The sequence below is a fragment of the Desulfuromonas versatilis genome, from assembly GCF_019704135.1.
Taxonomy (GTDB): domain Bacteria; phylum Desulfobacterota; class Desulfuromonadia; order Desulfuromonadales; family NIT-T3; genus Desulfuromonas_A; species Desulfuromonas_A versatilis.
Map to the genome: position 1 here is coordinate 3,462,966 of NZ_AP024355.1, position 24,580 is coordinate 3,487,545.

Annotated in this window: 21 protein-coding genes; 14 read left to right on the plus strand and 7 right to left on the minus strand. The window is 64.1% G+C overall.

All coding sequences use genetic code 11. The annotated features are described in order from the left end of the window. The 6 genes from gspL (at position 1) to DESUT3_RS15530 (ending at position 7,107) form a co-directional block, all read left to right on the plus strand. Complete coding sequence (gene gspL / locus DESUT3_RS15505; RefSeq protein ID WP_221249376.1) at positions 1-1,398, plus strand: type II secretion system protein GspL; 1,398 nt, start codon at positions 1-3, stop codon at positions 1,396-1,398. Continuing rightward, complete coding sequence (gspM, locus tag DESUT3_RS15510) at positions 1,395-1,922, plus strand: type II secretion system protein GspM (RefSeq protein ID WP_221249377.1); 528 nt, start codon at positions 1,395-1,397, stop codon at positions 1,920-1,922. Before gspL ends, gspM begins: the two co-directional genes overlap by 4 nt. Next, positions 1,919-2,857: a type II secretion system protein GspN gene (gene gspN / locus DESUT3_RS15515; RefSeq protein WP_221249378.1), complete on the plus strand. Its 939-nt coding sequence runs from the start codon at positions 1,919-1,921 to the stop codon at positions 2,855-2,857. Before gspM ends, gspN begins: the two co-directional genes overlap by 4 nt. A gap of 152 nt (positions 2,858-3,009) precedes the next feature. Then, positions 3,010-4,017, plus strand: coding sequence for a DUF3187 family protein (locus DESUT3_RS15520; RefSeq protein ID WP_221249379.1), 1,008 nt, complete (start codon positions 3,010-3,012; stop codon positions 4,015-4,017). A gap of 244 nt (positions 4,018-4,261) precedes the next feature. Continuing rightward, the gene (lon, locus tag DESUT3_RS15525; protein ID WP_221249380.1) at positions 4,262-6,709 is read left to right on the plus strand and encodes an endopeptidase La; all 2,448 of its coding nucleotides are present in this window, start codon (positions 4,262-4,264) and stop codon (positions 6,707-6,709) included. Between the two features lie 164 nt (positions 6,710-6,873). After that, positions 6,874-7,107 carry a hypothetical protein gene (locus tag DESUT3_RS15530; RefSeq protein ID WP_221249381.1) on the plus strand — a complete coding sequence of 78 codons (234 nt, stop codon included), beginning with the start codon at positions 6,874-6,876 and terminating at the stop codon, positions 7,105-7,107. Between the two features lie 117 nt (positions 7,108-7,224). Here the strand turns inward: DESUT3_RS15530 and DESUT3_RS15535 are convergent, their stop codons facing one another. From DESUT3_RS15535 to DESUT3_RS15545, 3 genes are read right to left on the minus strand one after another with little or no spacing between them, the layout of a single operon-like run. Next, a complete protein-coding gene (locus DESUT3_RS15535; RefSeq protein ID WP_221249382.1) occupies positions 7,225-9,402 on the minus strand; it encodes a hypothetical protein in 2,178 nt (725 codons plus the stop codon). A gap of 39 nt (positions 9,403-9,441) precedes the next feature. Then, positions 9,442-10,260, minus strand: a complete 819-nt coding sequence (locus DESUT3_RS15540) for a cytochrome C (protein WP_221249383.1) — start codon at positions 10,258-10,260, stop codon at positions 9,442-9,444. 15 nt (positions 10,261-10,275) lie between these two features. Continuing rightward, positions 10,276-11,487 (minus strand): hypothetical protein, encoded by a 1,212-nt coding sequence (locus tag DESUT3_RS15545; RefSeq protein WP_221249384.1) that lies wholly within the window; start codon positions 11,485-11,487, stop codon positions 10,276-10,278. A 512-nt stretch (positions 11,488-11,999) separates the two neighbouring features. Here DESUT3_RS15545 and trpS point away from each other — a divergent pair. Beyond that, positions 12,000-12,965, plus strand: coding sequence for a tryptophan--tRNA ligase (gene trpS, locus DESUT3_RS15550; protein ID WP_221249385.1), 966 nt, complete (start codon positions 12,000-12,002; stop codon positions 12,963-12,965). 156 nt (positions 12,966-13,121) lie between these two features. Beyond that, positions 13,122-13,298 (plus strand): hypothetical protein, encoded by a 177-nt coding sequence (locus tag DESUT3_RS15555; RefSeq protein WP_221249386.1) that lies wholly within the window; start codon positions 13,122-13,124, stop codon positions 13,296-13,298. 127 nt (positions 13,299-13,425) lie between these two features. Here the strand turns inward: DESUT3_RS15555 and DESUT3_RS15560 are convergent, their stop codons facing one another. Then, positions 13,426-13,614 carry a DUF4177 domain-containing protein gene (locus DESUT3_RS15560; protein ID WP_221249387.1) on the minus strand — a complete coding sequence of 63 codons (189 nt, stop codon included), beginning with the start codon at positions 13,612-13,614 and terminating at the stop codon, positions 13,426-13,428. A 33-nt stretch (positions 13,615-13,647) separates the two neighbouring features. Between DESUT3_RS15560 and DESUT3_RS15565 the strand changes: the two genes are divergently transcribed. The 5 genes from DESUT3_RS15565 to DESUT3_RS15585 all read left to right on the plus strand — a co-directional run bounded on the left by DESUT3_RS15565 (position 13,648) and on the right by DESUT3_RS15585 (position 18,471). Beyond that, positions 13,648-13,917 carry a hypothetical protein gene (locus DESUT3_RS15565; protein WP_221249388.1) on the plus strand — a complete coding sequence of 90 codons (270 nt, stop codon included), beginning with the start codon at positions 13,648-13,650 and terminating at the stop codon, positions 13,915-13,917. A 676-nt stretch (positions 13,918-14,593) separates the two neighbouring features. Then, positions 14,594-14,860 carry a DUF485 domain-containing protein gene (locus tag DESUT3_RS15570; RefSeq protein WP_221249389.1) on the plus strand — a complete coding sequence of 89 codons (267 nt, stop codon included), beginning with the start codon at positions 14,594-14,596 and terminating at the stop codon, positions 14,858-14,860. 13 nt (positions 14,861-14,873) lie between these two features. Continuing rightward, complete coding sequence (locus DESUT3_RS15575) at positions 14,874-16,817, plus strand: sodium/solute symporter (RefSeq protein ID WP_221249390.1); 1,944 nt, start codon at positions 14,874-14,876, stop codon at positions 16,815-16,817. 91 nt (positions 16,818-16,908) lie between these two features. Further along, positions 16,909-17,523, plus strand: a complete 615-nt coding sequence (locus tag DESUT3_RS15580) for a hypothetical protein (protein ID WP_221249391.1) — start codon at positions 16,909-16,911, stop codon at positions 17,521-17,523. 51 nt (positions 17,524-17,574) lie between these two features. Further along, positions 17,575-18,471, plus strand: coding sequence for a selenium metabolism-associated LysR family transcriptional regulator (locus tag DESUT3_RS15585; RefSeq protein WP_221249392.1), 897 nt, complete (start codon positions 17,575-17,577; stop codon positions 18,469-18,471). 130 nt (positions 18,472-18,601) lie between these two features. On the opposite strand, the gene DESUT3_RS15590 is transcribed toward DESUT3_RS15585, so the two are convergent. Together DESUT3_RS15590 and asnS are read right to left on the minus strand one after the other, a co-directional pair. Next, positions 18,602-19,006: an endonuclease domain-containing protein gene (locus DESUT3_RS15590; RefSeq protein WP_225911531.1), complete on the minus strand. Its 405-nt coding sequence runs from the start codon at positions 19,004-19,006 to the stop codon at positions 18,602-18,604. 84 nt (positions 19,007-19,090) lie between these two features. Further along, the gene (asnS, locus tag DESUT3_RS15595; RefSeq protein ID WP_221249393.1) at positions 19,091-20,494 is read right to left on the minus strand and encodes an asparagine--tRNA ligase; all 1,404 of its coding nucleotides are present in this window, start codon (positions 20,492-20,494) and stop codon (positions 19,091-19,093) included. A gap of 171 nt (positions 20,495-20,665) precedes the next feature. Between asnS and DESUT3_RS15600 the strand changes: the two genes are divergently transcribed. Next, positions 20,666-22,792 carry an ATP-binding protein gene (locus DESUT3_RS15600; RefSeq protein ID WP_221249394.1) on the plus strand — a complete coding sequence of 709 codons (2,127 nt, stop codon included), beginning with the start codon at positions 20,666-20,668 and terminating at the stop codon, positions 22,790-22,792. 169 nt (positions 22,793-22,961) lie between these two features. Here the strand turns inward: DESUT3_RS15600 and DESUT3_RS15605 are convergent, their stop codons facing one another. Next, the gene (locus DESUT3_RS15605; protein WP_221249395.1) at positions 22,962-24,548 is read right to left on the minus strand and encodes a peptide chain release factor 3; all 1,587 of its coding nucleotides are present in this window, start codon (positions 24,546-24,548) and stop codon (positions 22,962-22,964) included. Positions 24,549-24,580: the final 32 nt, after the last annotated feature.

Here is a 24,580-nt window from a genome sequence, read left to right on the forward strand (position 1 = left end):
ATGGCCAAACGACTGATTGGAATCGATATCGACCGCGACCAGGTGCGCATCGCCGTGGTCAGCGAGGAGAAGGGCGTCTACACCCTGAGTGCCCTGGAGCGGGCCGGCTTCGCCACTGCGCAGGAGCTGGCCGCGGCTATCCGCGAGGCGCTGCAGGGAGAAGCCCGCTACGGCGACCGCATGGCCGCCGCCCTGCCTGCCGGGGAGGCCTTCGTGCGCTGGCTGCAGTTCCCCTTCAGCGACGGCAAAAAGATCGAGGCGGCGCTCCCCTTCGAGCTCTCCGCCCAGCTCCCGGTGCCCGTCGAGGATTCGGTACTCAGCTTCCAGAAACCGGTCGCCTCGGGGGAGAAGTTCCAGGTCGCCGCCGCGGCGGTACGCCAGGAGGTGGTGCGCGAGTTCCTGCTCCCCTTCGACCAGGCAGCCATCCCCCTCAATTTCCTCGACGTCGCCCCCTTCGCCTTCGCCGGCGGACTGCGCGAGAGCTGCCCCGACGGGATCCTGCTGCTGCTCCGCGCCGCGGAGGTGACCGTGGCCCGCCTGGCCGAGGGGCGCGTGGCCGACTACCTGCTGCTGCCCGCCGCCCCGAAGGACGAAGCGGGGCTGGTCCGCAGGCTGCAGCGGGAAATCGCCCTGCTGCAGCGCAAGGCCGGGCTCTCGGAGCTGCCCGTGCTGCTCGCCGGAGCGGGAGCCACCCCGGGCCTGGCCGAGAGCCTGCGCCAGGCCGACATTCAGGCCGAACTGCCGCGGCTGCCTTTCGGCGGCGAATCGCTCGAGGCCGAGTTCATTCCGGCAGCGGCCCTCGCCCTGCGCGCGGGAATTCCCGAGAAGGAGCATGAATTCAACCTGCGCAGCGGCCCCTTCGCCATGAAAAGCGAGTGGGCTTCGCTGAAGCGGGGGCTGGTCACCGCCGCCGGGCTGCTGCTGCTGACCAGCGCCGCGCTGACCGCTTCGGCCTGGCTCAACTACAACCACAAGGCCGGCCGCGCCGAGGCGCTGCAGCAGGAGATGGTCAGGATCTACCGCCAGACCTTCCCGGGCGCCCGCGCCATTGTCGATGTCCCCCTGCAGATGCGCAGCGGCATCACCGAGCTCGAGAAGCGCGGGCGGCTGATCGGGGCCGGGGTCCAGGGGACCGCTCTCGGGGTGCTGCGTGAGGTCTCGGCGACCCTGCCCGAGGATGTCACCCTGGATGTCCGCGACCTGACCTACGGTCCCGATTCGGTGCGCCTCGAGGGGTACACCACCAGCTTCGACGCCATCAACCGCATGGCCCGCAGCCTGGAGAAATCGCCCCTGTTCAAAGAGGCGCAGATCTCCGACGCCAAGATGAGCCTCGACGGCAGCCGCGTCGATTTCCGCATGAACCTGACTTTCAGCGAGGAGCAGCAAGCCCGATGATCGGCAATCTGAGTCAACGCGAGCGCATCGCCCTGGTCCTCGGAGCCCTGGCGGTCCTGGTGACCCTGGTGTTCTTCGCCGTGGTATCCCCTTACCGGGAGGCCCTCGACCGGCTCGACCGGCAAATCGCCTCGCGCCAGAAACAGGTCTACGAGGTCCAGTCCCTGCGCCGCCAGTACCTGTCCCTGCAGCAGCAGCTCAACGAGGCCGAGAGGCGCCTCGCCCGGGGCGAAGCTTTCTCCCTGTTCTCCTTCGTCGAGTCCCTGGCCACCCGGGTGGCCAGCAAGGAGAACCTGGTCTACATGCGCCCCCAGCCCACCTCGGTCAAAGAGGGGTTCCGGGAGGATTCGGTGGAGATCAAGCTCGACAAAATCCGCCTCAATCAACTGGTTCAGCTGCTCTATGAACTGGAGACCACCGACGCCGTGCTGCAGGTGAAGAACCTGCGCCTCAAGATTCGGTTCGAGGACCGCACCCTGCTCGACGCGGTGCTCACCGTGTCGTCCTTCGGGAGGAGTGCATGAAACGCTTCCGTCTGCCGAGTCTTCCGCCTCTTCTCCGCCGCCGGCCCGTTGCCTCTCCGGGTGCGGTCCCCGACGCCGTTTCCGCCCCGAACCGCAGCGACCGCTCGCGGCTGAGGCTCTACAGCGGCGCCGCCCTGCTGTTGGCGGGGTGCCTGGTGCTCGGTTTCTACCTGTTTTTCCCCGCCGGGGAACTGAAGAACCGCATCGAATTCGAAGTGACCACCCGCACTCCGGCGCGCCTGGAAATGGAGCATCTCTCCCTGCGTTTCCCCCCGGCCCTGAGGGCGCAACAAGTCAATGTCACCCAGCCCGGGCAGGAGCTGAAGCTGACCCTGGACAGCCTGACCCTGAAGCCTCTCTGGCATTCGCTGTTCGGCAGCAACCCGGGCGTGGCCTTCGCCTCGCAGCTGCTCGGCGGCAACGCCTGGGGCAACCTGCGCCGCGACGGCGCCGTGGAAGCGCAGGTCGAAGAATTGACCTTCAGCGCTCCCTTGGCCGCCGGCTCTTCCCTGGGGATCTCCGGGGTGGTCAGCCGGGGAAGCCTGGCGGGCGCCTGGCCGCTGCGGCCCGAGACCGAGACCAGCCTGGCCCTCGAGGTCAACCAGGCACGCCTGACCGGCCTCGAGGCAATCGGCGCCACCACCCCCAACCTCTCCCTGGGGACGCTCACCCTGGCCGGCTCGGGCCGGGGCACCGCCCTGCGCATCGACAAGCTGGAAAACCAGGGGGGCGACCTGCAGGTCAGCGGCACCGGCACCCTGCTGCTGAGCGAGCCGCCGGAGAACAGCCGGGTCAACCTCTCGCTGACCCTGAACCGCTCCCCGAGCCTCGACCAGGCGCTGGTCGAACTGCTCGACCTGTTCATCAAACCCGGTCCCGACGGCACCTATCGCATCCGGGTGACCGGCACCCTGGGCAACCCGCGGATGAGGTAGTCAAAGGACCTGCGCCGCGTCTGACAAGTCCGACTCGTCGGGTCCGACGCGGCCCAACCTCCAGTCTCCAGCCCTCAGCCCCTGCCCAGCCAGCCTGGTTCGCAACGTGCACCGGGTTGAGCCCAACGTTCACCCCCAGCCAGGCTTTCGTCATGACCCGACTACTGCACGCCCTCTGCGCCGCACTGCTGTGCGCCTCTTTGCTGCCGCTCCCCGCCTTCGCCCTCGAGCTCTATCCCCTGGGCACCAGCAACCAGAGCCCCCTGGTACAGCTCTTCGGCCTGCCCTACCCCGAGACCTCCCGGGTACTCGACCAGGGCCGGTTCGCCGCCGCCCTCACCCTGGACGCCGCCAGCAATTTCACGGAAAGCCAGACGGCGACCGAGGAGATCGTCCTGGACGGCGAAACCTACCGCTACACCCTGGCCCTGCGCTACGGGCTGGGCGGCCGCGCCGAGTTGGGGCTGGACATCCCTTACCTCAGCCAGAGCGGGGGCTTTCTGGACGGCTTCATCGAGGACTGGCATTCCACCTTCAGCCTCCCTCAGGGCGGGCGCAGCGAGGCCGAGGACGACCAGTTGAACTTTACCTACCGCGAGGCGGGCGTCACCGCCTTCAGCCGCACCGAAGCCGCCGACGGCCTGGGCGATATCCGCCTGAGCGGCGCGCTGCAGCTGACCCGCCAGGACTGGGGCAGCCCCGCCACCAGCGCCCTGCGATTGAGCCTCAAGCTGCCCACCGGCGACAGTGACCGCCTTTTCGGCAGCGGTGGATACGACCTCTCCCTGGCCATTTCCGGCCAGAAGCTTCTGTCCCCGGGCGACGGCGGCCTGGGCCTGTTCGGCACCCTCGGGGCCATGGCCATGAGCGAAGGCGACGTGCTCGGCGACAAGCAGCGCCGGGTCGCCGGTTTCGCCAACCTCGGCCTGGCCTGGGCGGCGCTCGACTGGCTGCATCTGAAACTGCAGCTCGACGGCCACACGGCGTTTTTCGGGGACAGCGACCTGGACGAGATCGCCGCCGACTCGGCGCAGCTGGTGATGGGCGGGACCCTGGCCCTCACCGATGCCACCGGTCTCGACCTGGCCGTGGTCGAGGACATCGTCGTCGACAGCGCCCCCGACGTGGTCTTTCACCTGGCCCTTCGCCACTGGTTCTAGTGCACTGTGCGGCTAATCCTGTCCTATAATTCCGGCCCTTTTGACCGCTGTCTTCGTTGTGCCTCCTTGGTTTAGCGCATGGCTAGGCCTGCGTCGGCAGCGCCTTGACAGCGATCAAAATGACTCGGAATTAACTGACACGATTAACCAAACAGTACACTAGGCGCCGAAGCCGCCGACGGTTGACATCCGCCCCGGCGATGATTAATTTTTCCGGGACAACCACCACCAGGAGCCGTATCCCATGAACGACGAACAGACCCCGGAAATCGACCAGGACTCACCCGCCAACGGCAACCACCAGCCGAGCCCCGCCGAAGAGGGGCTGGTGCTGGCCACGGAAGTACTCCCGGCCGGCCTGCCGATCATCCCGCTTCGCCCCCGCCCGGTCTTCCCCGGGCTGATGATCCCCCTGGCCGTCTCCGGCCCGTCCCGGGTCGCCGCCGTCAAAAAGGCGCTGCAGACGCCCACCCAGGCCCTGGGCCTGGTTCTGGTGCAAAATCCCGAGGGCGACGACACCCCGGCCAATCTTCACCATGTCGGCGTAGCCGGACGCATCCTCAAGCTCATCCATGAGGATGATGAAAACATGCAGTTTCTCTTCAACTGCATGGAGCGCTTTTCCATCGAGGAGCTCAAGGAGGGCGGCGACGGCCTCTACGCCTGGGTCAAGTACCACTATAGCGCCGAACTCTCGGTCAACCCCGAGCTCAAGGCTTATTCCATGGCCATCATCTCCACCCTCAAGGAGCTGATCAAGATCAACCCCCTGTACACCGAGGAGATCAAGATGTTCCTCGGCCGCTCGAGCCTTGACGATCCGGGGCGGCTGGCCGATTTCGCCGCCAACCTGACCAGCGCCGACGGCCAGGAGCTGCAGACCATCCTCGAGACCTTCGACGTGCGCAAGCGCATCGACCGGGTGCTGGTGCTGCTGAAAAAGGAACTCGAGGTCTCGCGGATGCAGACCAAGATCAGCAGGCAGATCGAGGAGAAGGTTTCCGCCCACCAGCGCGAGTTTTTCCTCAAGGAGCAGCTCAAGGCGATCAAGAAGGAGCTGGGCCTCGAGAAGGAAGGGAAGACCGCCGAGATCGAAAAATTCGAGGAGCGCCTGCAGGGGCTCGAGCTCAACCCCGAGGCGCAGAAAGCCGTCGAGGAGGAGTTGGAGAAATTCCGCCTGCTCGAGCCCTCCTCCCCCGAGTACAACGTCTCGCGCAACTACCTCGACTGGCTGACCATCCTGCCCTGGGGCAGGCACAGCCGCGACTCCTTCAACCTGGCCAAGGCCCGGCGGGTGCTGGACCGCGACCATTACGGCCTCGACGACGTCAAGGAGCGCATCCTCGAGTTCATCGCCGTGGGCAAGATGAAGGGGGACATCTCCGGCTCGATCCTCTGCCTGGTCGGCCCCCCGGGGGTCGGCAAGACCTCCATTGGCAAGAGCATCGCCGGCGCCCTGGGGCGCCGGTTCTACCGTTTCTCGCTGGGCGGGATGCGCGACGAGGCCGAGATCAAGGGGCACCGGCGCACCTACATCGGCGCCATGCCCGGCAAGTTCGTCCAGGCGATGAAGAGCGCCGGCACCGCCAACCCGGTGCTGATGCTCGACGAGATCGACAAGATCGGCGCCTCCTTCCAGGGCGACCCGGCCTCGGCGCTGCTCGAGGTGCTCGACCCCGAACAGAACAGCAGCTTTCGCGACCACTACCTGGATGTCCCCTTCGACCTGTCCAACGTGCTGTTCGTGGCCACCGCCAACCAGCTCGACACCATCCCGGGGCCGCTGCTCGACCGCATGGAGGTGATCCGCCTTTCGGGGTACATCCTCGAGGAGAAGGTGGAGATCGCCCGGCGCTACCTGATCCCCAAGGCGCTGGAGAACCACGGGCTGGCCAAGGGGCAGGTGAGCATCGGCAAAGCTGCGCTGACCCGCATCGTCGACCAGTACGCCCGCGAGGCCGGGGTGCGCAACCTGGAGAACCGCATCAAGAAGATCATGCGCAAGGCGGCCATGGAGTTCGCCCAGGGGCGGACGGGGAAAATCAGCATCGGCGCCGCCGACCTCGAGGCCTACCTGGGCAAGCCGGTCTTCACCCCCGACGAGGTCTTCGAGGATGTTCCCGGGGTGGTCACCGGCCTGGCCTGGACCAGCATGGGCGGGGCCACCCTGCAGATCGAAGCCACCGCCATGGCCAGCAGGGGCAAGGGCTTCAAGCAGACCGGCCAGCTCGGCAAGGTGATGGTGGAGAGCTCGGAGATCGCCTACTCCTACGTCATGGCCCACCTCGAGCGCTTCGGTGCCGCGCCCGACTACTTCGACAAGCATTTCGTGCACCTGCACGTGCCGGCGGGCGCCACCCCCAAGGACGGCCCCTCGGCCGGGGTGACCATGACCACGGCGCTGCTCTCGATGATTACCGGCCGGCCGGTGAAAAAGAAGCTCGGCATGACCGGCGAGCTGACCCTGACCGGCCGGGTGCTGCCCATCGGCGGGGTCAAGGAGAAGACCATCGCCGCCCGTCGCATCGGGCTCAAGACGCTGATCTTCCCCGCCGCCAACCGCAGCGACTTCGAGGAGCTGCCCGAGTACCTCAAGGAGGGAATCGAAGTGCATTTCGTCAAGGATTACGAGGAGGTGTACAAGGTGGCGCTCGGCGGGGGGAAAAAGGCGAAGGCGCCTCGCGCCAGGTGAACAGGCGCCGGCCGCGACTGGTCCGACCGATCGGTCCGATCCGGCGGATCAGTCGGATCAAAGGCGGCCGGAGCCAAGCCCAGTCCACAATTTTTTTCTTTTAATTTCATCCACCCTGGGTTAACCTGCGCGCCAGTAATTAATCCAAGGAGAAGGAAAAAACCATGACCGTGGAAGAACTTAAAACGGCCCTGTTCGCCCTGGAACCCGAGCAGAAGAAGGCCTTCATCCTCGATATCCTCCCCCCGCTCGCCAACGACGCCATGAAGGACCCGGCTTTTTTGATGCAGCTGATGCCGGTTTTTCTCGGCATGCTCAAGGAGAAGGGGATCGAACTGCAGCAGCTGGTGCAGCTGGCCGCCATGTTCGGCGGCAAGCCCGGGGGCGGCAACCCCTGAAATCGGTTTGGCGAAAACGCGCCCCACGTAGGCGGGGCGGGCTCCCGCCTTCCCTGGAAAAACAGAACGGCCCCCGGTGACGGGGGCCGTTCTGTTTTTCAGGCGGTTTGCCTTGGATCAAGGCCTGGTGGCGGCGACCGCGGCGCCCGCCACGGAGTTGTTGAGGATGCCGTCATCCAGGTCGTCGGTGGAGTCGTAGGCGGTCTGCAGGACATAGCGGTAATTGTGCATGTCGCCGCAGGGGTCCTGGTTGGAGTGGAAATTGTAGGCCGCCGCCAGCAGCTTGTCGTCGAAGGCCGAGTAGCGGGTGGTTTCGTCGGCATCGACAATGCCGTTGTTGTTGTCGTCGACGAACCAGTAAGGGTAGCTGCCGGGTGCATAGGCGATCGGCGTGCCTACCACGGTCTCGGCATAGTTGCGGATGGCCGCCAGCAGCAGCGCCTCCATGCCGTCGATCTCGGCCTGGAAGCTCTCGCCGAGGCCGTCGCCGTCGTAGTCGACATCGACCGCACCGAAGGGCAGCCCCAGGTTCTCGAAGCTGGTCAGAACGCCGGGGAAGGCGGTGCCGCTGTCCACGTGGCAGTTCTGGCAGCGGGCCAAATCCGGAGCGAAGGTGTGGTTGGCGGTCCCCTCCTGCAGATGGCACTCGATGCAGGTGGTCAGCGAAGCGGGGTGCCCCGGATAGGTGTTCTCACCCAGGTAGGTGCGGCCGGCGTACTCGAAGCCGGCATCCACGTCGGTGCCGAAGCGGATCGCCGCGGCGGCGAAGTAGTGCCGATTGAGGAAGCGGTGCGGGCCGCCGGGGGTGGTGGCGATGGCGTTGGCCACGGTCAGGCCCGACTCGCGCCCCTGGTGGCACTCGGCGCAGAGGTTGCTGGCGTCGCCCAGCGTCCGGACGGCGCCCGAGGGGAAGGTGACCTGGTTGACGGTCCGGGTGGCGCCGAGTTCGAACTCGCCCGCGGCATTCTTGGCCATTAAGTCGTGGCAGGCCACGCAGGCGATGACCCGGGGGCCGCCGGCCAGTGCGAGGTCTTCCTCGGCCACGCCCTGGACGAAGCGGGCGTACTCGGTCCCCGAGTGGCACTTCATGCAGGCGCCGTCGGAGAACTCGTGGGTGAAGGGTTCGCCCAGGTAGTCGGCGTGCCCCGAGGCGGCCCACTGGGTGGCGATCTCCGCGGCGTTGGCCTGGGCGAAGATGGTGGTGGCGTGGACCTCGTGGCAGTTCAGGCAGGCCTGGTCGTCGGCGGCGTTGATGTTGTAGCCGGGGATCAGCACGGTAACCCCGTCGGCGGGATCGAGGAAGCGGAAATGGGTGTCGACAATGGTCCGACCGCGACTGTCAATCCGGGGGTCGTTCACGTCCCCATGATGCGGGACATCGTTCGCCTCGGGGTTGGCGGGATCGTAGAATAAGGTGTATTCAAACACGCCCAGAGCCGCATTGAAGGTCTCGTCGAGGAAGGCCTGGTGACAGGCGGTGCAGAGGTTGAACTGGCTGGAGAAGGCCGTTTGATAGATGCGGTTTCCGTCCGCATCGGTACCGATGCGCACCTGTTCCTCGGCCACCCGCAGAGTGCCGGTTCGGTGCTGATCGTGGCAGGTGCGGCACTGAATCGGGGCGTCACCCACCGGGCCTTCGGCTGCCAGAGCCACCTCGAGATTTTCATCATCGAGGCCGCGGGTCCCGTCGACAAACTGGCGGAAACCGATGTCGGAATGGCAACGGAAGCAGGGTGCCGAAGTTCTCGCCGCGTCGGCGTGGGCGCTCTGCCGGTAGTTCTCGATGATGTTGAGCCCCGCCGGGTGGAAGCCGGGGACATTGGGCAGGGCCATGTGGCACTTGCCGCAGACCTCGAAATCGGGGCTGAAGGTGGGGACCGGGCCGACCCCGAAATGCTCGCCGCCCGGGCCGTGGCAGTTCTCGCAACCGACCGCCGCCAGCCCCTGGGCCGGCACGTTGGCCGGATCGATCAGCCCTTCGATTCCCCGACCGTCACCGATCGGGTCGTGGCAGGCCAGGCAGGATGCCGGAGAGGCCGCGTTGATGTTGGTCGAGTGGATGACGTGGCGGCTTTCCAGAAATCCCTGCACCGCCTCCGCGCTGAAGGATAACCCTTCGTGGCAGTTGATGCAGGTGGCGGACCCCACAAAAGCGATGCCGGTGGCCGGATCGGTCCCCAGGGCCGTACCGGCGGTGGTCTGGTCTCCACCCGAATCGCGGTTGCTGCCACAGCCGCCCAGCATCATCGCCAGGGCCGCCGCCAATACCAAAGTGATCAACCTCTTCTGTCGCATGCCAACCTCCTTTTGCGGGTTAAAAACCAATCGCTGTGCTTAGTGACATTTCCGGCAGGTCCTGCTGTCGCTGGCCCGGTCGAGTCTCCCCTTGATGTCGTCCCAGTCGCTGGGATGGGGATTGACCCGCAAACCGCTCCTGGCGCTGTGGCACCTGAGACAGACGTCCCCCTCGGGATGGCAGGCCTGGCAGGTGGCCAGGTTTTTGCGCGCCTCGCGAGCATGCTGGCTGGACCACTCGTGGGTCGGCAGCACCGAGTTGGGATGGCAGATCTGGCACTGACTCTCGTTGAACTGCTCGTGGGGCGTACCGGAAACGGTGATGTTGCGGAAACCCCGGCGATGCGAGACCACCGACAGATCCTCCGGTGCGAAATTATCGTGGCAGTCGAGGCAGAAACGGTTCTCGTGGCAGCTTGAGCAGAGCTGGGGGTCGGTGCGGGCGGCGATGGGATGGGTGACGTGGAAATCGCTGCGGTGCACGTTGATCATGTTGTTGCTGAAGGCCCCCTGCTCATCGGCGAAGCCGGATTTGTGACATTCCAGGCAATCGAACTGCTGGTGACAGGCGTAGCAGTCGTAGGTATTGCCCTTGGCGAAGGGGCGATGGTTGAGGGGCCACACCGGCCCGTGAGTCTTCAGCCCGGGCAGCTTGACCTCCTTGACGAACGCCTCGTCGTGGCAGTCGAGACAGACGGCCTGGTCGGGTTGGATGGTTTTCGCGTCTTCGCGGTGGCAGGTGGTGCAGGGCTCATCCGGCAGATAGGTCAGATGGGCGGCATGGTCGAAATCCGCCCCCAGGGCCGGAACCGCCCCCAGGATGCAAATGACGAGCGCGGCAAGCAGACTGCGGATCATATCGAGGCTCCTTTATCAAAAGAGAATGTTCAACCGGACGCGACCGCGGTAATACTCATCCCAGAGGTCGCTCTCTACTCTCTCCACCTTCCCCTGGACGTTGACCTTCCTGGTGAAGTAGACGGTCGCGTCCGCCCAGAGCCGCGAACTGGTGGTCTCGTCATCCTCCTCCAAGCGCCGCTCGAGAACATCTACATGGGCTCCGACCCCGGCATCGAAGTACTGGTTGAACAGCCAGGAGAGATACGCCTTGAAACCGTACAGGTCCTGGCCCTCGCCGTCGTCTCGCACGGTGCCGGTCAGGTAGCCGGAGAGGCGGGCGGTACGGATCTTTTCGATGCCCGCCTCGTAGACGTTGGCGTCGTCGACCGACTCGTAGAGCTCGCGGGCGTAGCGGGCGAAGGCGCGCAGACCGGTGTCGATGTTGTAGCCCAGCTCGCCCATCACCTCCTGGTATTCATCGACCGCGAACACCGAATAGATGGAGGTCGCCGAGAACACCGGGAGCGAATAGAGGTATTCCGCCCGCAGGCTCCACTTGGGGCTGCGGTGGTACTTGAAGCCGGCCAGAAAGTAGGTGATCTCTTCGGTCAGCCAGCTGTACTGGGTCTCGTTGTAGAGGTTGAGCAGGTTACGGAAATCGTAGTCGAGGTCAAAGCCGATCAGCTCATGGGAGAGATCGCCCCCCTCCCATTTCTGCAGGTAGGAAAGCCCGAGGTCCAGGCTCTGCAGGAAGCGGCCGGAAAGCTCGGTTCCGGCGATGAGGTCATCGGCGTTGTAGCCTTCGTAATAGGTTACGTCGCCGCCGCCAAACAGGCTCAGCCGGTAGTTGCCGAGGAACCCGTAGTCGAGCTTGAGCCCGTCCATCAGCGAAGCGCCGGCGGTGGTGGATATGAACTGCCGCCCCAGGCGGAAATCCAGGTTGTCCAGGATCCCCTTCTTTTCGAGATAGGCATAGTAAAGTTCACTGTCGACGTCGACCTCGTCGGCAAGATCGTCGGCCAGGCGGCCGTAGCCCCTGAAGTTGAGCCCCTTCCCATCGATGTCCTTCACATTCAGCAGAAGGTACTCGTAGATGGGGACGGCCGTGTCCTCCTGGGCATCGTCAAACCATTCCAGGACCGTGCTGGAGCGGCCCGAAACCGAGGCGCCAAACGCGCTGCCGGCCAGTCCGCAGACCAGCATGGCAACGGCCACGCAGATCGACATCCGCTGCAGAATCTTCATGTTGCCTCCTTGACATGACGGCTTTACCAACCATTCAAAATCGACCGGAGCCGGTGCGAACACCGGTGGCAGACAAACCGATCGATACCTCCCGCATGGATGGCCGTGGCGAGCTAAGGCACACGGCCGGGTTGGCGCTTCCGGACAGGAAGGGGATTTACCAACTAAGGTTTCAGTCTAAGGGTGAATGCCGGCTTGTCAATTGAAGGGAAAGAAAATTTTCATATTGGAGTTGTGGCCGGCTGAAGCCGCCCCCTTCTTTCCCCGTTGACGAACAGGGCCGGAACTGCTAGGTTAACCGGTCGAAAAAGAGGACAGCCCGGGATTTTACGCTTCAGGCCGCGGGGCGGTGGCGGGCCCCTTCGGCGACCGGCCATCGGCCACCGGAGGCCCTAGCGGCCGCGGTCGGCAAAGCGCCGGTTTTTTATCCCCTCAACGCCCCACGACCCCGCCGAGCAAGCCCCCCCAAGCAGGGGCCGTCGATACGAATCAACCCTGACGAGGTGACAGATATGCGCATCCTTTCCGGCATCCAGCCCTCCGGCTCCCTGCATCTGGGGAACTACTTCGGCATGATGAAGAAGATGATCGAGTACCAGGAGCAGCAGGAGCTGTTCTGCTTCATCGCCAACTACCATGCCATGACCTCCCTTTCCGACGGCAAGGCCCTGGCCAGGGGGACCATCGAGGCGGCGGCCAACTTCCTGGCGCTGGGGATGGATCCGGAGAAAAGCATCTTCTGGGTCCAGTCCGACCTGCCCGAGGTGCAGGAGCTGACCTGGGTGCTCTCCAACTTCACCCCCATGGGGCTGCTCGAGCGCTGCCACAGCTACAAGGACAAAGTCGCCCGGGGGGTCCACCCCAACCACGGTTTGTTCGCCTACCCGGTGCTGATGACCGCCGACATCCTGCTGTTCCAGAGCGAGCGGGTGCCGGTGGGCAAGGACCAGAAGCAGCACCTCGAGGTCGCCCGGGACATCGCCATCAAGTTCAACAACGAATACGGAGAGGTGTTCACCGTCCCCGAAGCGGAGATCGACGAGCAGGTCGCCACCGTGCCCGGCATCGACGGCCAGAAGATGAGCAAGAGCTACGGCAACGCCATCGACCTGTTTCTCGAGGAGAAGGCCCTGCGCAAGCAGGTGATGCGCATCGTCACCGACCCCACTCCCGTCGAGGAGCCCAAGGACCCGGACAAGTGCAACGTCTTCCAGATCTACCGGCTGTTCCTCGACAAGGAGCAGGAGGCCACCCTGCGCCGGCGCTATACCGCAGGCGGTCTGGCCTACGGCGAAGTCAAGCAGGAGCTGTTCGAGACCATCCGCGACTTTTTCGCCCCCTACGCCGAACGGCGCAAAGAGCTGCTCGCCAACCCTGAAGGCATCCGCGCGATACTCGCCCAGGGGGCCGAAAAAGCCCGCTACGCCGGGCTCAAAACCCTGCGCAAAGTGCGCAAGAAGACGGGGTTGAGTTACTAAGGGGTTCGAGGTTCGGGCCCTGGGACCAGGGCCCACGAGTCACGAGTCACGAGTCACGAGTCACGAGCTATCGTGGCTCGGCTTGCGGATACTGGGGGGGCTGTCATACTTGACAGGCAGGCTTTTCTAACCGGAAATCTCTCGGGAGGAGGTTCGATGAGCACCTACCGCAAGTGGTACTGCACCTGCACCGGCAAACCCCTCGAACTCGAATACCAGGTCGCCGGGGAGGACGAACCCGAAGAGCCGGTCTGCCGGCGCTGCGGCGCCAGCCGCTCCTCCGACCCCCGCCGGACCATCATCTACCGGGAGGTGGAGGACTGGGAGGATTGACCCCGTGAGGCGTGAGGCGTGAGGCGTGAGGCGTGAGGCGTGAGGCGTGAGGCGTGAGGCGCCATGATTTCGGAGAAGAAGCCATTGAATCAAGAGCTTTTCGCTTTTCCACCTCACTCATTACTAATTACCCATCACTGTCTTTCCCCACCTCCCGGGTAAACAACACAAACGCCATCGCCGGGCGTTTGCTGGCCTCGCGCATGGCGAACTGGATGCCGTCGAGCACCCAGCCCTGCCCGACGTATTCGTTGAGGATCTTTTCCAGGCTCTCGTCGGTGACGACGCTGGTTTCCACCACCTTGTACTGATTCATTCCATGCCATCCCGGTAAATTGGAGGAGCGTTCGTGGCCATCTCAGGCAGCCCCAAAAAAATGGCCCAGGATATCGCCGACGGCTTCCTGAGCCTCTCGCCCCCCATGCTCAAGCCCTACACCGCGGCGGACCTCAAGACCATCCTCGCCAACCTGGCCATGGTCGCACGCGAGCTGCGCCAGGAGCAGATCCCCCAGGAAGACGTCATGGCCCTCAAGGCCAAGAACATGAAACTCTCCCGCCTCAATCAGGCCGAAGTCGTCATTCGCGCCTACGCCAAGAAAAAGCGCCTGCCGGTTTGAAAATCCGCGATTCGTGACTCGTGATTCGTGACTCGTGATTCGTGACTCGTGATTCGTGACTCGTGATTCGTGACTCGTGATTCGTGACTCGTGATTCGTGACTGGCTCACTCCTCACTCCTCACTCCTCACTCCTCAACCCTTGCAGATCCATGGAATGCAAGGTAGCACAGAGGGGGATTTACCGCCAGCATCCCGCTTCCGGCAAAACGTAAAACCCCGTTGATCTCCCACATATCAAACGATTTCCCCAATCAGTTAGACATCCTTAAACCACAACATCCGATATTTTTTGCCCCGTCCAAATACCGGCATTTTCTGATGTTTTATTCGATTCGCCCCGCGAACCGCGAATTTCATGGAAAGTTTTGGGTTGACATGTTTTTAGAACAACGTATTATGTTGCGAAAATTCAGGCACAACATAAGACAAAAATTACCAGCCCACCTAGAAATCTACCAAGCTTATCAAAAAATGTTTGATCTATTTCAACCCTCGGCAACGCCCTTCCCTCGGGGACGCCGATGCGGTGAGAGGAGGTGAACCCGGCAGGATTCCGTATACACACCAAAGGGCGAACCCCATCGGGTCCGCATATTTTTTTGCATTGCCATTCCCTTATGTGGTTTTTGTTGAGAGAGAGAAGAGAAAATTTTTGATCAAAAGGAGTGACGATTATGGGACACGGACCCGCAGTAAAGCTCGGCAAGGATAACGCAGCCGGCTACAAGACCAAACTCGGTATTGGAATGTTCATTGTCTACACCCTGGTTTATTTCGGCTTCGTGGTGATCAACGCCACCAAGCCTTCGCTCATGCAGGAAATCGTCTTCGGTCAGACCCTCGCGGTCGTCTACGGCCTGGGTCTGCTCTTCTTCGCCCTGGTGCTCGCCGTCATCTACAACCAGCTCTGCACCAACGCAGAAGCCCGTTTGAATAAATAAGGAGGGGCCACCAATGATCTACCAGACTTCACCGCTGGCCATCGGCCTCTTTTTCGCCTTCGTCGCCTTCGTCCTGGGCCTCTCCTTCTACCTGGCCCGCCGCACCACCTCTTCCGAGGGGTACTACGCGGCCGGCGGCAACATTCACTGGTTCACCAACGGCATCGCCTTCGCCGGCGACTACCTCTCGGCCGCCAGCTTCCTGGGGATCTGCGGCATGATCGCCACCGCCGGCTACGACGGCTGGATGTACGCCATCGGCTACCTGGCGGGCTGGATGGTCGCCCTGTTCCTGGTCGCCGAGCCGATGAAGCGCCTCGGCAAGTACACCTTCACCGACGCCCTCGACTCCAAGTTCAACTCCAAAGGGATCCAGCTGATGGCCGCCATCTCCACCCTGGTAGTCTCGGTCTTCTACCTGATCCCGCAGATGGTCGGCGCCGGGGTACTGGTCAAGCCCCTGCTCGGCATGCCCCACTGGGTCGGCGTCTGCATCGTCGGCGTGGTCGTTACCCTGATCGTCGCCACCGCCGGCATGGCCTCGACCACCTACGTGCAGTTCTTCAAGGGCGCCCTGCTGCTGATCGTCTCCACCGTGGTGGTGGTCTCGCTGCTCACCCGCGGCCTCTCCACCGAGCCCAAGGGCCTCGACGGTCAGGAGCACCACAAGTTCCACTCCCTGACCGCCACCCTGGCCGCCGACGGGTCCCTCGAAGCTGAAGGCTACGTAGCCGCCGCCGGCTGGAAGGACAGCGAATTCGGCCAGGCCGGCTTCGTCAAGCTGAGCAAAGACGGCGTCGAGACCATCTGGCATGTCCAGGAAGGCGCCGCCGGCACCTATACCCTGGAAGAGACCCTGTTCGTCACCACTACCGCCAATGGCGAAAAGCTCTACAACGGCAGCCAGAAGGAAGAAGGCAAGTTCTTTCCCGTCGGCCACCTGAAGGAGATCAAGATCAACGGCCAGCAGGTTGCCCAGACCGGCGCCCTCGGCCCCCTGGCCTTCCTCTCCGCGGTCAAGGACTCCACCGTCGTCCTCTGGGGCAAGAAATACGTCGTGGAAGGCGCCAACAAGTACGAAATCTTCTACCAGAAGCCGACCCCCGGCGCCCGCGTGTTGCGCCCCGGCCTGAAGTTCAAGGTCGACAACGCCACCGGCACCGAGAAGTTCAACTTCATCTCGCTGATGATCGCCCTGTTCTGCGGCACCGCGGCCCTGCCCCACATCCTGATCCGCTACTACACCGTGCCCAGCCAGGCCGCCGCGCGTAAGTCGACCATCGTCGCCATCGCCGCCATCGGCTTCTTCTACCTGCTCACCCTGTTCCTCGGGATCGGCGCCATGACCAACGGCGTCATCAACCTCACCGACAACAACATGAGCGCGCCGCTGCTGGCCCTCTCCTTCGGCGTGGTGCTGTTCGCGGTCATCTCGTCGCTGGCCTTCGCCACCGTGCTCGGCACCGTCTCGGGCCTGATCGTCGCCGCCTCCGGCGCCGTGGCCCACGACCTGATGGACAACTTCCTCGGCCTGAAGATGACCGATGCCGGCAAGGTCAAGGCCGGCAAGATCGCCGCCGTCGTGGTCGGCCTTATCGCCATCTACCTGGGGATCGTCTTCGAGGGGATGAACGTCTCCTTCCTGGTCGGCTGGGCCTTCGCCGTGGCCGCCTCGGCCAACCTGCCGGCGATCCTGATGCTGCTGTTCTGGAAAAAGACCACCGCCCAGGGCGTGGCCGCCTCGATCCTGGTCGGCCTGGTGTCGGCCCTCGGCCTGATCCTCATCTCCCCGGACATGTGGGTGCGCTACGGCCTGCTGCCGGGCGACGCGCCGGTCCAGTTCAACAGCCCCGCGGCGATCTCCATCCCGCTCTCGGTCATCGCCCTGGTGGTCGTCTCGCTGATGACCCAGAAGGATGCGGTCACCGCCGACGCCACCGAGACCGCCGGCGCCTGATCGGGGTTGCCACCATCCAACTGATCTGCAATACTATGGGCCGCCGCGAGGCGGCCCTGTTTTTTTCATGCCCTCCATAGCAAGGTATCCCATGAACCGCTTCCGCTTCACCCTGCTTGCCGTCTGCCTGGTGCTGGTGTACCTGGGCTACGCTGACGTCTCGCTGTTTTTGCGCAACCGAGCCCCCCTGCCCATCACCATGGAACAGCTCGCAAGCGATGGCGCACCCCGCGAATGGCTGCACATCCAGGGCGCCGTGGAAGACCTCGAGCACGCCATCAGCACCTCGGGCAGCATCGAGCTCTCGGCCCTGCTGGTGCCGCTGAAAAGCTCCGCCGACCAGGAGGGGTTCAGCGTATTGCTCGAAACCCGCAACCCCGAGCTGCTCGAGCCGTTCAAGACCTACCATTTCCTGCTCGACTCCGCCCTGGAAAAAGAGCGCTACCTCGAGGAGCATAAGGAGCGCTTCCAGCACCGCCGCGACGTCACCGGTATGCTGGTCACCGGCCTGATCGCCACCGGCAACCGCGACAAGCTCATGACCCTGGCCCGCGAGCTCGGCATGCAGGTTTCCGACGAGGTTATTTTTGTCAGCGAAGGCAAAGAGCCCGCCCGCTGGCGGGGTTTCTTCTTCCTGGCCATGGCCCTGGGCGGCCTGTTCAAGTTTGCGAGGATGGGCAAAAAACCCGTAATGCGTGATGCGTAATCCGTAATTGGAAAACCCTTCACGCCTTACGCCTTACGATTTACGGACTCTATGGACATTCGTCGTCTCGAAGTATTCTGCGCCGTCGTCGAACTGAAAAGCTTCACCAAGGGAGCCGAATCGGTCTGCCTGTCGCAGCCCTCGGTCAGCGAGCATATCCGGATCCTCGAGGAGATGCTCGGCGACAAGCTGCTCGACCGTCTCGGCCGCGAGGTGCTGCCCACCGTCGCCGGCCAGATCCTCTACCAGTACGCCCGGCGCATCATCCGCCTGCGCGACGAGGCGATCCAGGCCATCGAGAACCAGAAGGGCAACCTCTCCGGCCAACTGGTGGTAGGCGCCAGCACCATCCCCGGCACCTACATCCTGCCTCGACTGGTCCACGATTTCAGAAACCGCCATCCCGAAATCCGCGTCACCCTGAAAATCGCCAGCACCAGCCAGGTCGCCGAGGGGATTCTGCAGGGGGAGATCGAACTGGGAGTGATCGGCGCACGCTGGAAGGACAACCTGCTGCAGTGCAGCGAAATGTTTTCCGACGAGCTGGTGCTCACCGTCTACCCCGAGCACCCCTGGGCCGGACGCCAGTCGGTGGAACTGGACGAGTTGCCCAGCCAGCCCTTCATCCTGCGCGAGCGCGGCTCCGGCACCCGCCAGGTGATGGCCGACGCGCTCAAGGAGGCCGGTTTCGACATCGCCGCCCTCGATGCGATAGCGGAGATGGGCACCACCGAGGCGGTGCGCCAGGGGGTCAAATCAAGACTGGGGATCTCCATCCTCTCGGCCCGCGCGGTGCAGGAGGACGTGGAGCGCGGCGCCCTGCAGACCCTGCCCGTCGCCGGGCTCAACCTCTCGCGCCCCTTCTACCTCGCCACCCGCCGCAACCGCCAGGCAACCCCGCTGGCCCAGGCGTTTCTGGAGTTTTTGGGCGGAGGTGGGGGGCGGTAAACTTCAAAACCTGAAAGGCAATGGCACGCGGATCAAGTCTGAAAAGGCCTGATAAGGGCGGATAACAACAGAGAAGGCGGAGCCGTTCGGCGCCGCCTTTTTACAATGGTCTGTGTTTTTATATTTGCCTCTAATCCCCCTCCCCTTCAAGGGGAGGGTCGGGGTGGGGATGGGCCCCGGTTTCCTGCACGGCCAGCCAAATTTTCTCTTTTACCGCCTCGATATCCAGAAGCACCTCGTTATTCCAGAACCTCAATACACAAAAACCCGCATCCTGCAGATGCCGTGTCCGGATTTCGTCATAATCCGTCTGCTCTCCGTGTTGCCCCCCATCGACCTCAATGACCAGCCGGTTTTCCAAACAGACAAAGTCAAGGACATAGTCCCCAAAGGGATGTTGGCGGCGAAACTTGAGCCTGGAGATCTGACGCCCGCGCAGTACCTGCCACAATGCCTTTTCGGCATCTGTCATGCCCCTGCGCAGCTCTCGCTGCAGCCTGTTTGGCCGTATCTTTTTGCTGGTCTGGCCGATCAAAAAGCTAGCCCATCCCCACCCTAGCCCTCCCCTTGAAAGGGAGGGAACATAAAAAACCCTGCAGCGTCACTGCCGCCTCCTTACTCAGAACTTCGCATTCCCCGGCGTGCGCGGGAAGGGGATCAGGTCGCGGATGTTCTCCATGCCGGTGGCGTACATCAGGAACCGCTCGAATCCCAGGCCGAAGCCGGCGTGGGGGCAGCTGCCCCAGCGGCGGATGTCGAGGTACCAGGGGAGGCTCTCGGGGGCGATGCCGCACTCGACCATGCGCCGGGTCAGCACGTCGTGGCGCTCCTCGCGTTGGCTGCCGCCGATGATCTCGCCGACCCGCGGCAGCAGCAGGTCCATGGCCGCCACGGTCTTTTCGTCGTCGTTGAGGCGCATGTAGAAGGCCTTGATGTCCTTGGGGTAGTCGGTGACGAAAACCGGCCCGCCGACGACCTTCTCGGTCAGGTAACGCTCGTGCTCCGACTGCAGGTCGCACCCCCACTCCACCGGAAATTCGAAGCTCTGCCCCGATTTCTGCAGCGCTGCCACCGCTTCGGTGTAGCTCATGGTGGCGAAGCTGGCCTCGGCCACCTGCTCGAGCTTGTCGATCAGCCCCTTTTCGACGTGATCGTTGAAAAAGGCCAGGTCCTCCCCGCACTGGTCCAGGGCGTAGCGCACCAGGTAGCGGATGAAGTCCTCGCCCAGCCGGCAGTCCTCGGCCAAATCGGCGAAGGCCATCTCCGGCTCGATCATCCAGAACTCGGCGGCGTGGCGGCTGGTGTTGGAGTTCTCGGCGCGGAAGGTCGGGCCGAAGGTGTAGACGTCGCCGAAAGCGGTGGCGAACAACTCGGCCTGCAGCTGGCCGCTCACCGTCAGGCCGGTGGCCTCGCCGAAAAAGTCCTCCTTCCAGTCGACTTGGCCGCCCACCAGCGGCGGCTTGGCGGGGTTCAGGGTGGTGACGCGGAACATCTCGCCGGCCCCCTCGCAGTCGTTGGCGGTGATGATCGGGGTCTGCACGTAGAGAAAGCCGCGCTCCTGGAAAAAGCGGTGGATGGCGAAGGACAGCGAGCTGCGCATGCGGAACACCGCGCCGAAGGTGTTCGAGCGCGGCCGCAGGTGGGCGATGGTGCGCAGGTACTCGAAGCTGTGCCGCTTTTTCTGCAGAGGGTATTCCGGGTCGGCATCGCCGAGCACCCCGACCGCCGCCGCTTTCAGCTCCCAGGACTGGCCCTGGGCCGGCGAAGCGACCAGGGCGCCGGTCACCTCGACGCAGGCGCCGGTGCCGATGCGGGCCAGCTCGTCGAAACCGGGCAGGCTCGCCTCGAGCACCACCTGCAGCGAAGCGAAGCAGGAACCGTCGTTGACCGCCAGAAAGGCGACATCCTTGCTGCGCCGCACCGTGCGCACCCACCCCTTGACACACAGGGAGTCGACGGGGACGGCGCTGGCCATGGCATCCTTGATGCGGGTTCTGTTTCGGGGGGACTGGGCGCGGGTCATATGGGGAAGGCCTCCTGAAAAAAGTTCGGGGTGGTCAAACTTCGGCGGATATTATCCGCCATCCCGGAACAAAGTTCAACCGGCAAGCAATCATCCGCCCGGTCCCCTTTTACAAACCGGACCGCGATTGTTATTATTTCTGCACCACTAGGAGCGTTTCAGGGTCGGGCGATGCCATCAGCGGAAATTGAAAAACCTCAACCGGGCCTTCTCGAGGCCCTGAGGCGCAAGATCGTCCTGTATTCCCTGGCCTATACGCTGGCGGCCCTGCTGACGATCTCGCTGCTGAGCATTCTACCCATGATCGGGCACCTGAAGCGCTCCGAGGACGCCCACCTGCTCCAGGCGGCCCGGGCCAAGGCCCTGGCGGTCAACGAGAACCTCGCCCGGATCAGCGACATCACCCGGCAGATCACCAGCCGCAGCGCCATCCGCGAACAGCTCGCCGAATTCCGCCGCGGCCGGATCGACCGCGCCTCCCTGCAGCAGTTCACCGCCCCCAAGCTGGCCGACGCCCTGATCCAGTCCGAAGAGGTGGCCGGCATCACCCGCCTCGACCCGGAGGGAGGAATCCTGGTCGAGGTCGGCACCCCGATCCCCGAAGCCTTCCGGCAGGCCCCCGGCCCCGAGAGCCGCGACGTCCATCTCTCCGCCCCGCTGGAGATCGACGGCAGGCTCTACCTGCTCACCGGCAGCCCCATCCTCGACCCCGAACTGGGGCGCATCGGCACCGACCTGGTGCTGTTCGCCACGATGCAGCTGCAGCGCATCCTGCACGACTGGACCGCCCTGGGGGAAACCGGCGACTGCCTGCTCGGCCGGATGAGCGACGGCGAACCCGAAATCTTTTTCCCCGGCCGGCGCGGCCGGGTGCAGAACTACGCCCAGCTGGCCGCCGCCCAGTCCCTGAGAAAAGCCTTCAGCGACGCCTATGCCCAGGGCAGCGGCACGGTGCGCTGCCTGGAAGAGAGCCCCGAGGCCCCCGCGCTGCTGGCCTACGCCCCCATCGAGGAAACCGGCTGGGCGCTGGTGGTCAGCATGAGCCAGGACGAACTCTACCACCCGGTCTACCGCCTGCTCTCGCCGGTCGCCGGGACGGTGCTGCTGCTGACCATGCTGTGCGGCGCCGGCATGCTGCTGCTGCTTCGCCCCCTGACCGGCCAAGTGCTGGTCTATTCCAGCTCCCTGGAGCAGCTCAACCGTGCCCTGCGCGACGAGGTCACCGAGCGGCGCCGGGCGGTGGAGAAGCTGCGGCGCAGCGAGCACGAATGGACCCAGACCTTCGAAGCCATCGCCGACGCCGTCGCCATCCTCGACACCGGCGGCAACCTGCTGCGCATGAACCGGGCGGCGGCGGCATTCTTCGGGCACCAGGGGCTTCACCAGAAAAGTGAGGCCGCCTGCCGGATGTTCTTCGGCCTGGAGCGCCCGCAGAAAGCCTGCCCCTTTCACCGGATGCTCGAATCCGGCCAGACCGAATACGGCGAGCTGTACGAACCGCACACCGAGCGCTATTTCCAGATCGCCTGCTACCCGCTGACCGACGAGCAGGGCGAGCTGTGGGGCGGGGTGCACGTCGCCCAGGACATCACCGAACAAAAGCGCATGGAGCACGCCAAGGACGAGATGCTCTCGGCGGTCAGCCACGAGATGCGCACCCCGCTGACCGCCATGCTCGGCTTCACCGAGTTTCTGATCGAAAACGAAGTCGAGCGCGAGCAGCAGCTCGACTTTCTCGGCACGGTCCTCAAGGAGACCGAGCGCCTCAACGAGCTGATCACCAACTTCCTCGACCTGCAGCGGCTGCAGAGCGAGCTGGAGACCTACCACTTCGAAGCCCTGGAGGTCGGCGGCATGCTGCAGGAGGTGGCCCACCTGTTCGCCGTCGCCTCGAAAAAGCACCGCATCACCCTCGACTGCCCCGCCAGCCTTCCCGCGGTGCGCGGCGACCTCAAGCGCCTCGAGCAGGTGCTGAAGAACCTGCTCTCCAACGCCATCAAGTATTCGCCCCGCGGCGGCACGGTCCACCTGCGGGCCCGCGTCCAGCACGACTGCGTGCTGCTCTCGGTCAGCGACGAGGGGATCGGCATTCCGCCCCAGGCCCTCAACAAGATCTTCACCCGCTTCTACCGGGTGGACGACAGCGACCGGCGCATCCCCGGCGGCATCGGCCTCGGCCTGGCCCTGGTCAAGGAGGTGGTCACCGCCCACCGCGGCCGGGTCTGGGCCGAAAGCACCCTGGGCGCCGGCAGCACCTTCTACTTCACCCTGCCGATCTGGCTGGACAAGGCGGCCTAACAGAAAAGCCGGCATTTCTGCCGGCTTTTCTTATCGTAATGCGTAATAGGTAATTCGTGATCGGTGGCTGGTTTTAAATGCGGTTGCGGCCGCGGGTCAGATCCGTCGGATCGGACGCGGCCGCAAGCCTTTGTCCCAAGCTTTTGCCCACGGTCCACGGTCCACGGTGTTAATTATGCTCCCGCGTCTTGTGGAACTGCACCTGCGGCCACTGCTCGGCGGTGTGCCCCAGGCGCCACTCGCTCGAGGCCAGGTAGGCCAGGTTCCCCTCGGCGTCCAGCGCCAGGTTGGCCTGGTTCTTCTTCTCGAACTCCTCGAGCTTCTTCCGGTCCTCGCAGCCGATCCAGCGCGCGGTGGCGTAGTCGATCCCCTCGTAGATGGCATCCACCCCGTACTCGTTCTTGAGCCGGCTCATGATCACGTCGAACTGCAGCACCCCCACAGCGCCGAGGATGTAGTCGGTGTTGATCACCGGGCGGAACAGCTGCACCGCCCCTTCCTCGGCGAGCTGGATCAGCCCCTTTTCCAGCTGCTTGGTCTTCAGCGGGTTCTTCAGCCGCACCCGGCGGAAATGCTCCGGGGCGAAGCTGGGGATGCCGGTGAACTTGAGCGGCTCCTTGTCGGTGAAGGTGTCGCCGATCTTGATGGTGCCGTGGTTGTGAATGCCGATGATGTCGCCGGGGTAGGCCTCTTCGACGTTGGTGCGGTCCTGGGCCATGAAGATGGTGGCATTCGAGACGTTGATGTCCTTGCCGATGCGGTGGTGGCGCAGCTTCATCCCCCGGGTGAACTTGCCCGAGCAGATGCGCATGAAGGCGATGCGGTCGCGGTGGGCCGGGTCCATGTTCGCCTGAATCTTGAAGACGAAGCCGCTGAAGGGCTCTTCGTAGGGGCTCACCTCGCGGCTGGTGGTCTCCCGCGGGCTCGGCGGCGGCGCCAGCTCGACAAAGGCGTCGAGCATCTCCTGCACGCCGAAGTTGTTGATGGCGCTGCCGAAGAAGACCGGGGTCTGGTTTCCCTTCAGATACTCCTCGAGCTCGAAGGGGTTGGCCGCCCCCTCGAGCAGCTCGATATCGGCGCGCAGCTCGTCGGCCTGGCTGCCGAGCAGCTCGTCGAGCCGCGGGTCGTTCAGATCGTCGATGACCACCCCGTCCTTCAGGCGGGTCTCCTGGCCCGGGGTGAACAGGTGCAGCTGCTTGCGGTAGAGGTTGTAGGTCCCCTTGAAGCGCTTGCCCATGCCGATGGGCCAGGAGAGCGGCGCGCACTCGATCTGCAGCGTCTCCTCGATGTCCGAGAGCAACTCCAGCGGCTCCTTGCCCTCGCGGTCGAGCTTGTTGATGAAGGTGATGATGGGGGTGTTGCGCATGCGGCACACCTCCATCAGCTTGCGGGTCTGGGTCTCGACCCCCTTGGCGCTGTCGATGACCATCAGCGCGCTGTCCACCGCGGTCAGCACCCGGTAGGTGTCCTCGGAAAAATCCTGGTGGCCCGGGGTGTCGAGCAGGTTGACCTCGTAGTCGCGGTAGTTGAACTTCATCACCGAGCTGGTGACCGAGATGCCCCTCTCCTGCTCCATCGCCATCCAGTCGCTGGTGGCATGGCGGGCCGCCTTGCGCGCTTTGACCGCGCCGGCCATCTGGATCGCCCCGCCGTACAGCAACAGCTTCTCGGTCAGGGTGGTCTTGCCCGCGTCGGGGTGGCTGATGATGCCGAAGGTGCGGCGGCGCTCGACTTCTTTCTGGTTATGCTTGCTCACTGCTGAAAACCTCGATGCGATGATCTGCTGCA

Coding starts and splice junctions, on each gene's coding strand:
- gspL (WP_221249376.1), top strand. CDS start 1: ATGGCCAAACGACTGATTGGAATCGATATCGACCGCGACCAGGTGCGC.
- gspM (WP_221249377.1), top strand. CDS start 1,395: ATGATCGGCAATCTGAGTCAACGCGAGCGCATCGCCCTGGTCCTCGGA.
- gspN (WP_221249378.1), top strand. CDS start 1,919: ATGAAACGCTTCCGTCTGCCGAGTCTTCCGCCTCTTCTCCGCCGCCGG.
- DESUT3_RS15520 (WP_221249379.1), top strand. CDS start 3,010: ATGACCCGACTACTGCACGCCCTCTGCGCCGCACTGCTGTGCGCCTCT.
- lon (WP_221249380.1), top strand. CDS start 4,262: ATGAACGACGAACAGACCCCGGAAATCGACCAGGACTCACCCGCCAAC.
- DESUT3_RS15530 (WP_221249381.1), top strand. CDS start 6,874: ATGACCGTGGAAGAACTTAAAACGGCCCTGTTCGCCCTGGAACCCGAG.
- DESUT3_RS15535 (WP_221249382.1), bottom strand. CDS start 9,402: ATGCGACAGAAGAGGTTGATCACTTTGGTATTGGCGGCGGCCCTGGCG.
- DESUT3_RS15540 (WP_221249383.1), bottom strand. CDS start 10,260: ATGATCCGCAGTCTGCTTGCCGCGCTCGTCATTTGCATCCTGGGGGCG.
- DESUT3_RS15545 (WP_221249384.1), bottom strand. CDS start 11,487: ATGAAGATTCTGCAGCGGATGTCGATCTGCGTGGCCGTTGCCATGCTG.
- trpS (WP_221249385.1), top strand. CDS start 12,000: ATGCGCATCCTTTCCGGCATCCAGCCCTCCGGCTCCCTGCATCTGGGG.
- DESUT3_RS15555 (WP_221249386.1), top strand. CDS start 13,122: ATGAGCACCTACCGCAAGTGGTACTGCACCTGCACCGGCAAACCCCTC.
- DESUT3_RS15560 (WP_221249387.1), bottom strand. CDS start 13,614: ATGAATCAGTACAAGGTGGTGGAAACCAGCGTCGTCACCGACGAGAGC.
- DESUT3_RS15570 (WP_221249389.1), top strand. CDS start 14,594: ATGGGACACGGACCCGCAGTAAAGCTCGGCAAGGATAACGCAGCCGGC.
- DESUT3_RS15575 (WP_221249390.1), top strand. CDS start 14,874: ATGATCTACCAGACTTCACCGCTGGCCATCGGCCTCTTTTTCGCCTTC.
- DESUT3_RS15580 (WP_221249391.1), top strand. CDS start 16,909: ATGAACCGCTTCCGCTTCACCCTGCTTGCCGTCTGCCTGGTGCTGGTG.
- DESUT3_RS15585 (WP_221249392.1), top strand. CDS start 17,575: ATGGACATTCGTCGTCTCGAAGTATTCTGCGCCGTCGTCGAACTGAAA.
- asnS (WP_221249393.1), bottom strand. CDS start 20,494: ATGACCCGCGCCCAGTCCCCCCGAAACAGAACCCGCATCAAGGATGCC.
- DESUT3_RS15600 (WP_221249394.1), top strand. CDS start 20,666: ATGCCATCAGCGGAAATTGAAAAACCTCAACCGGGCCTTCTCGAGGCC.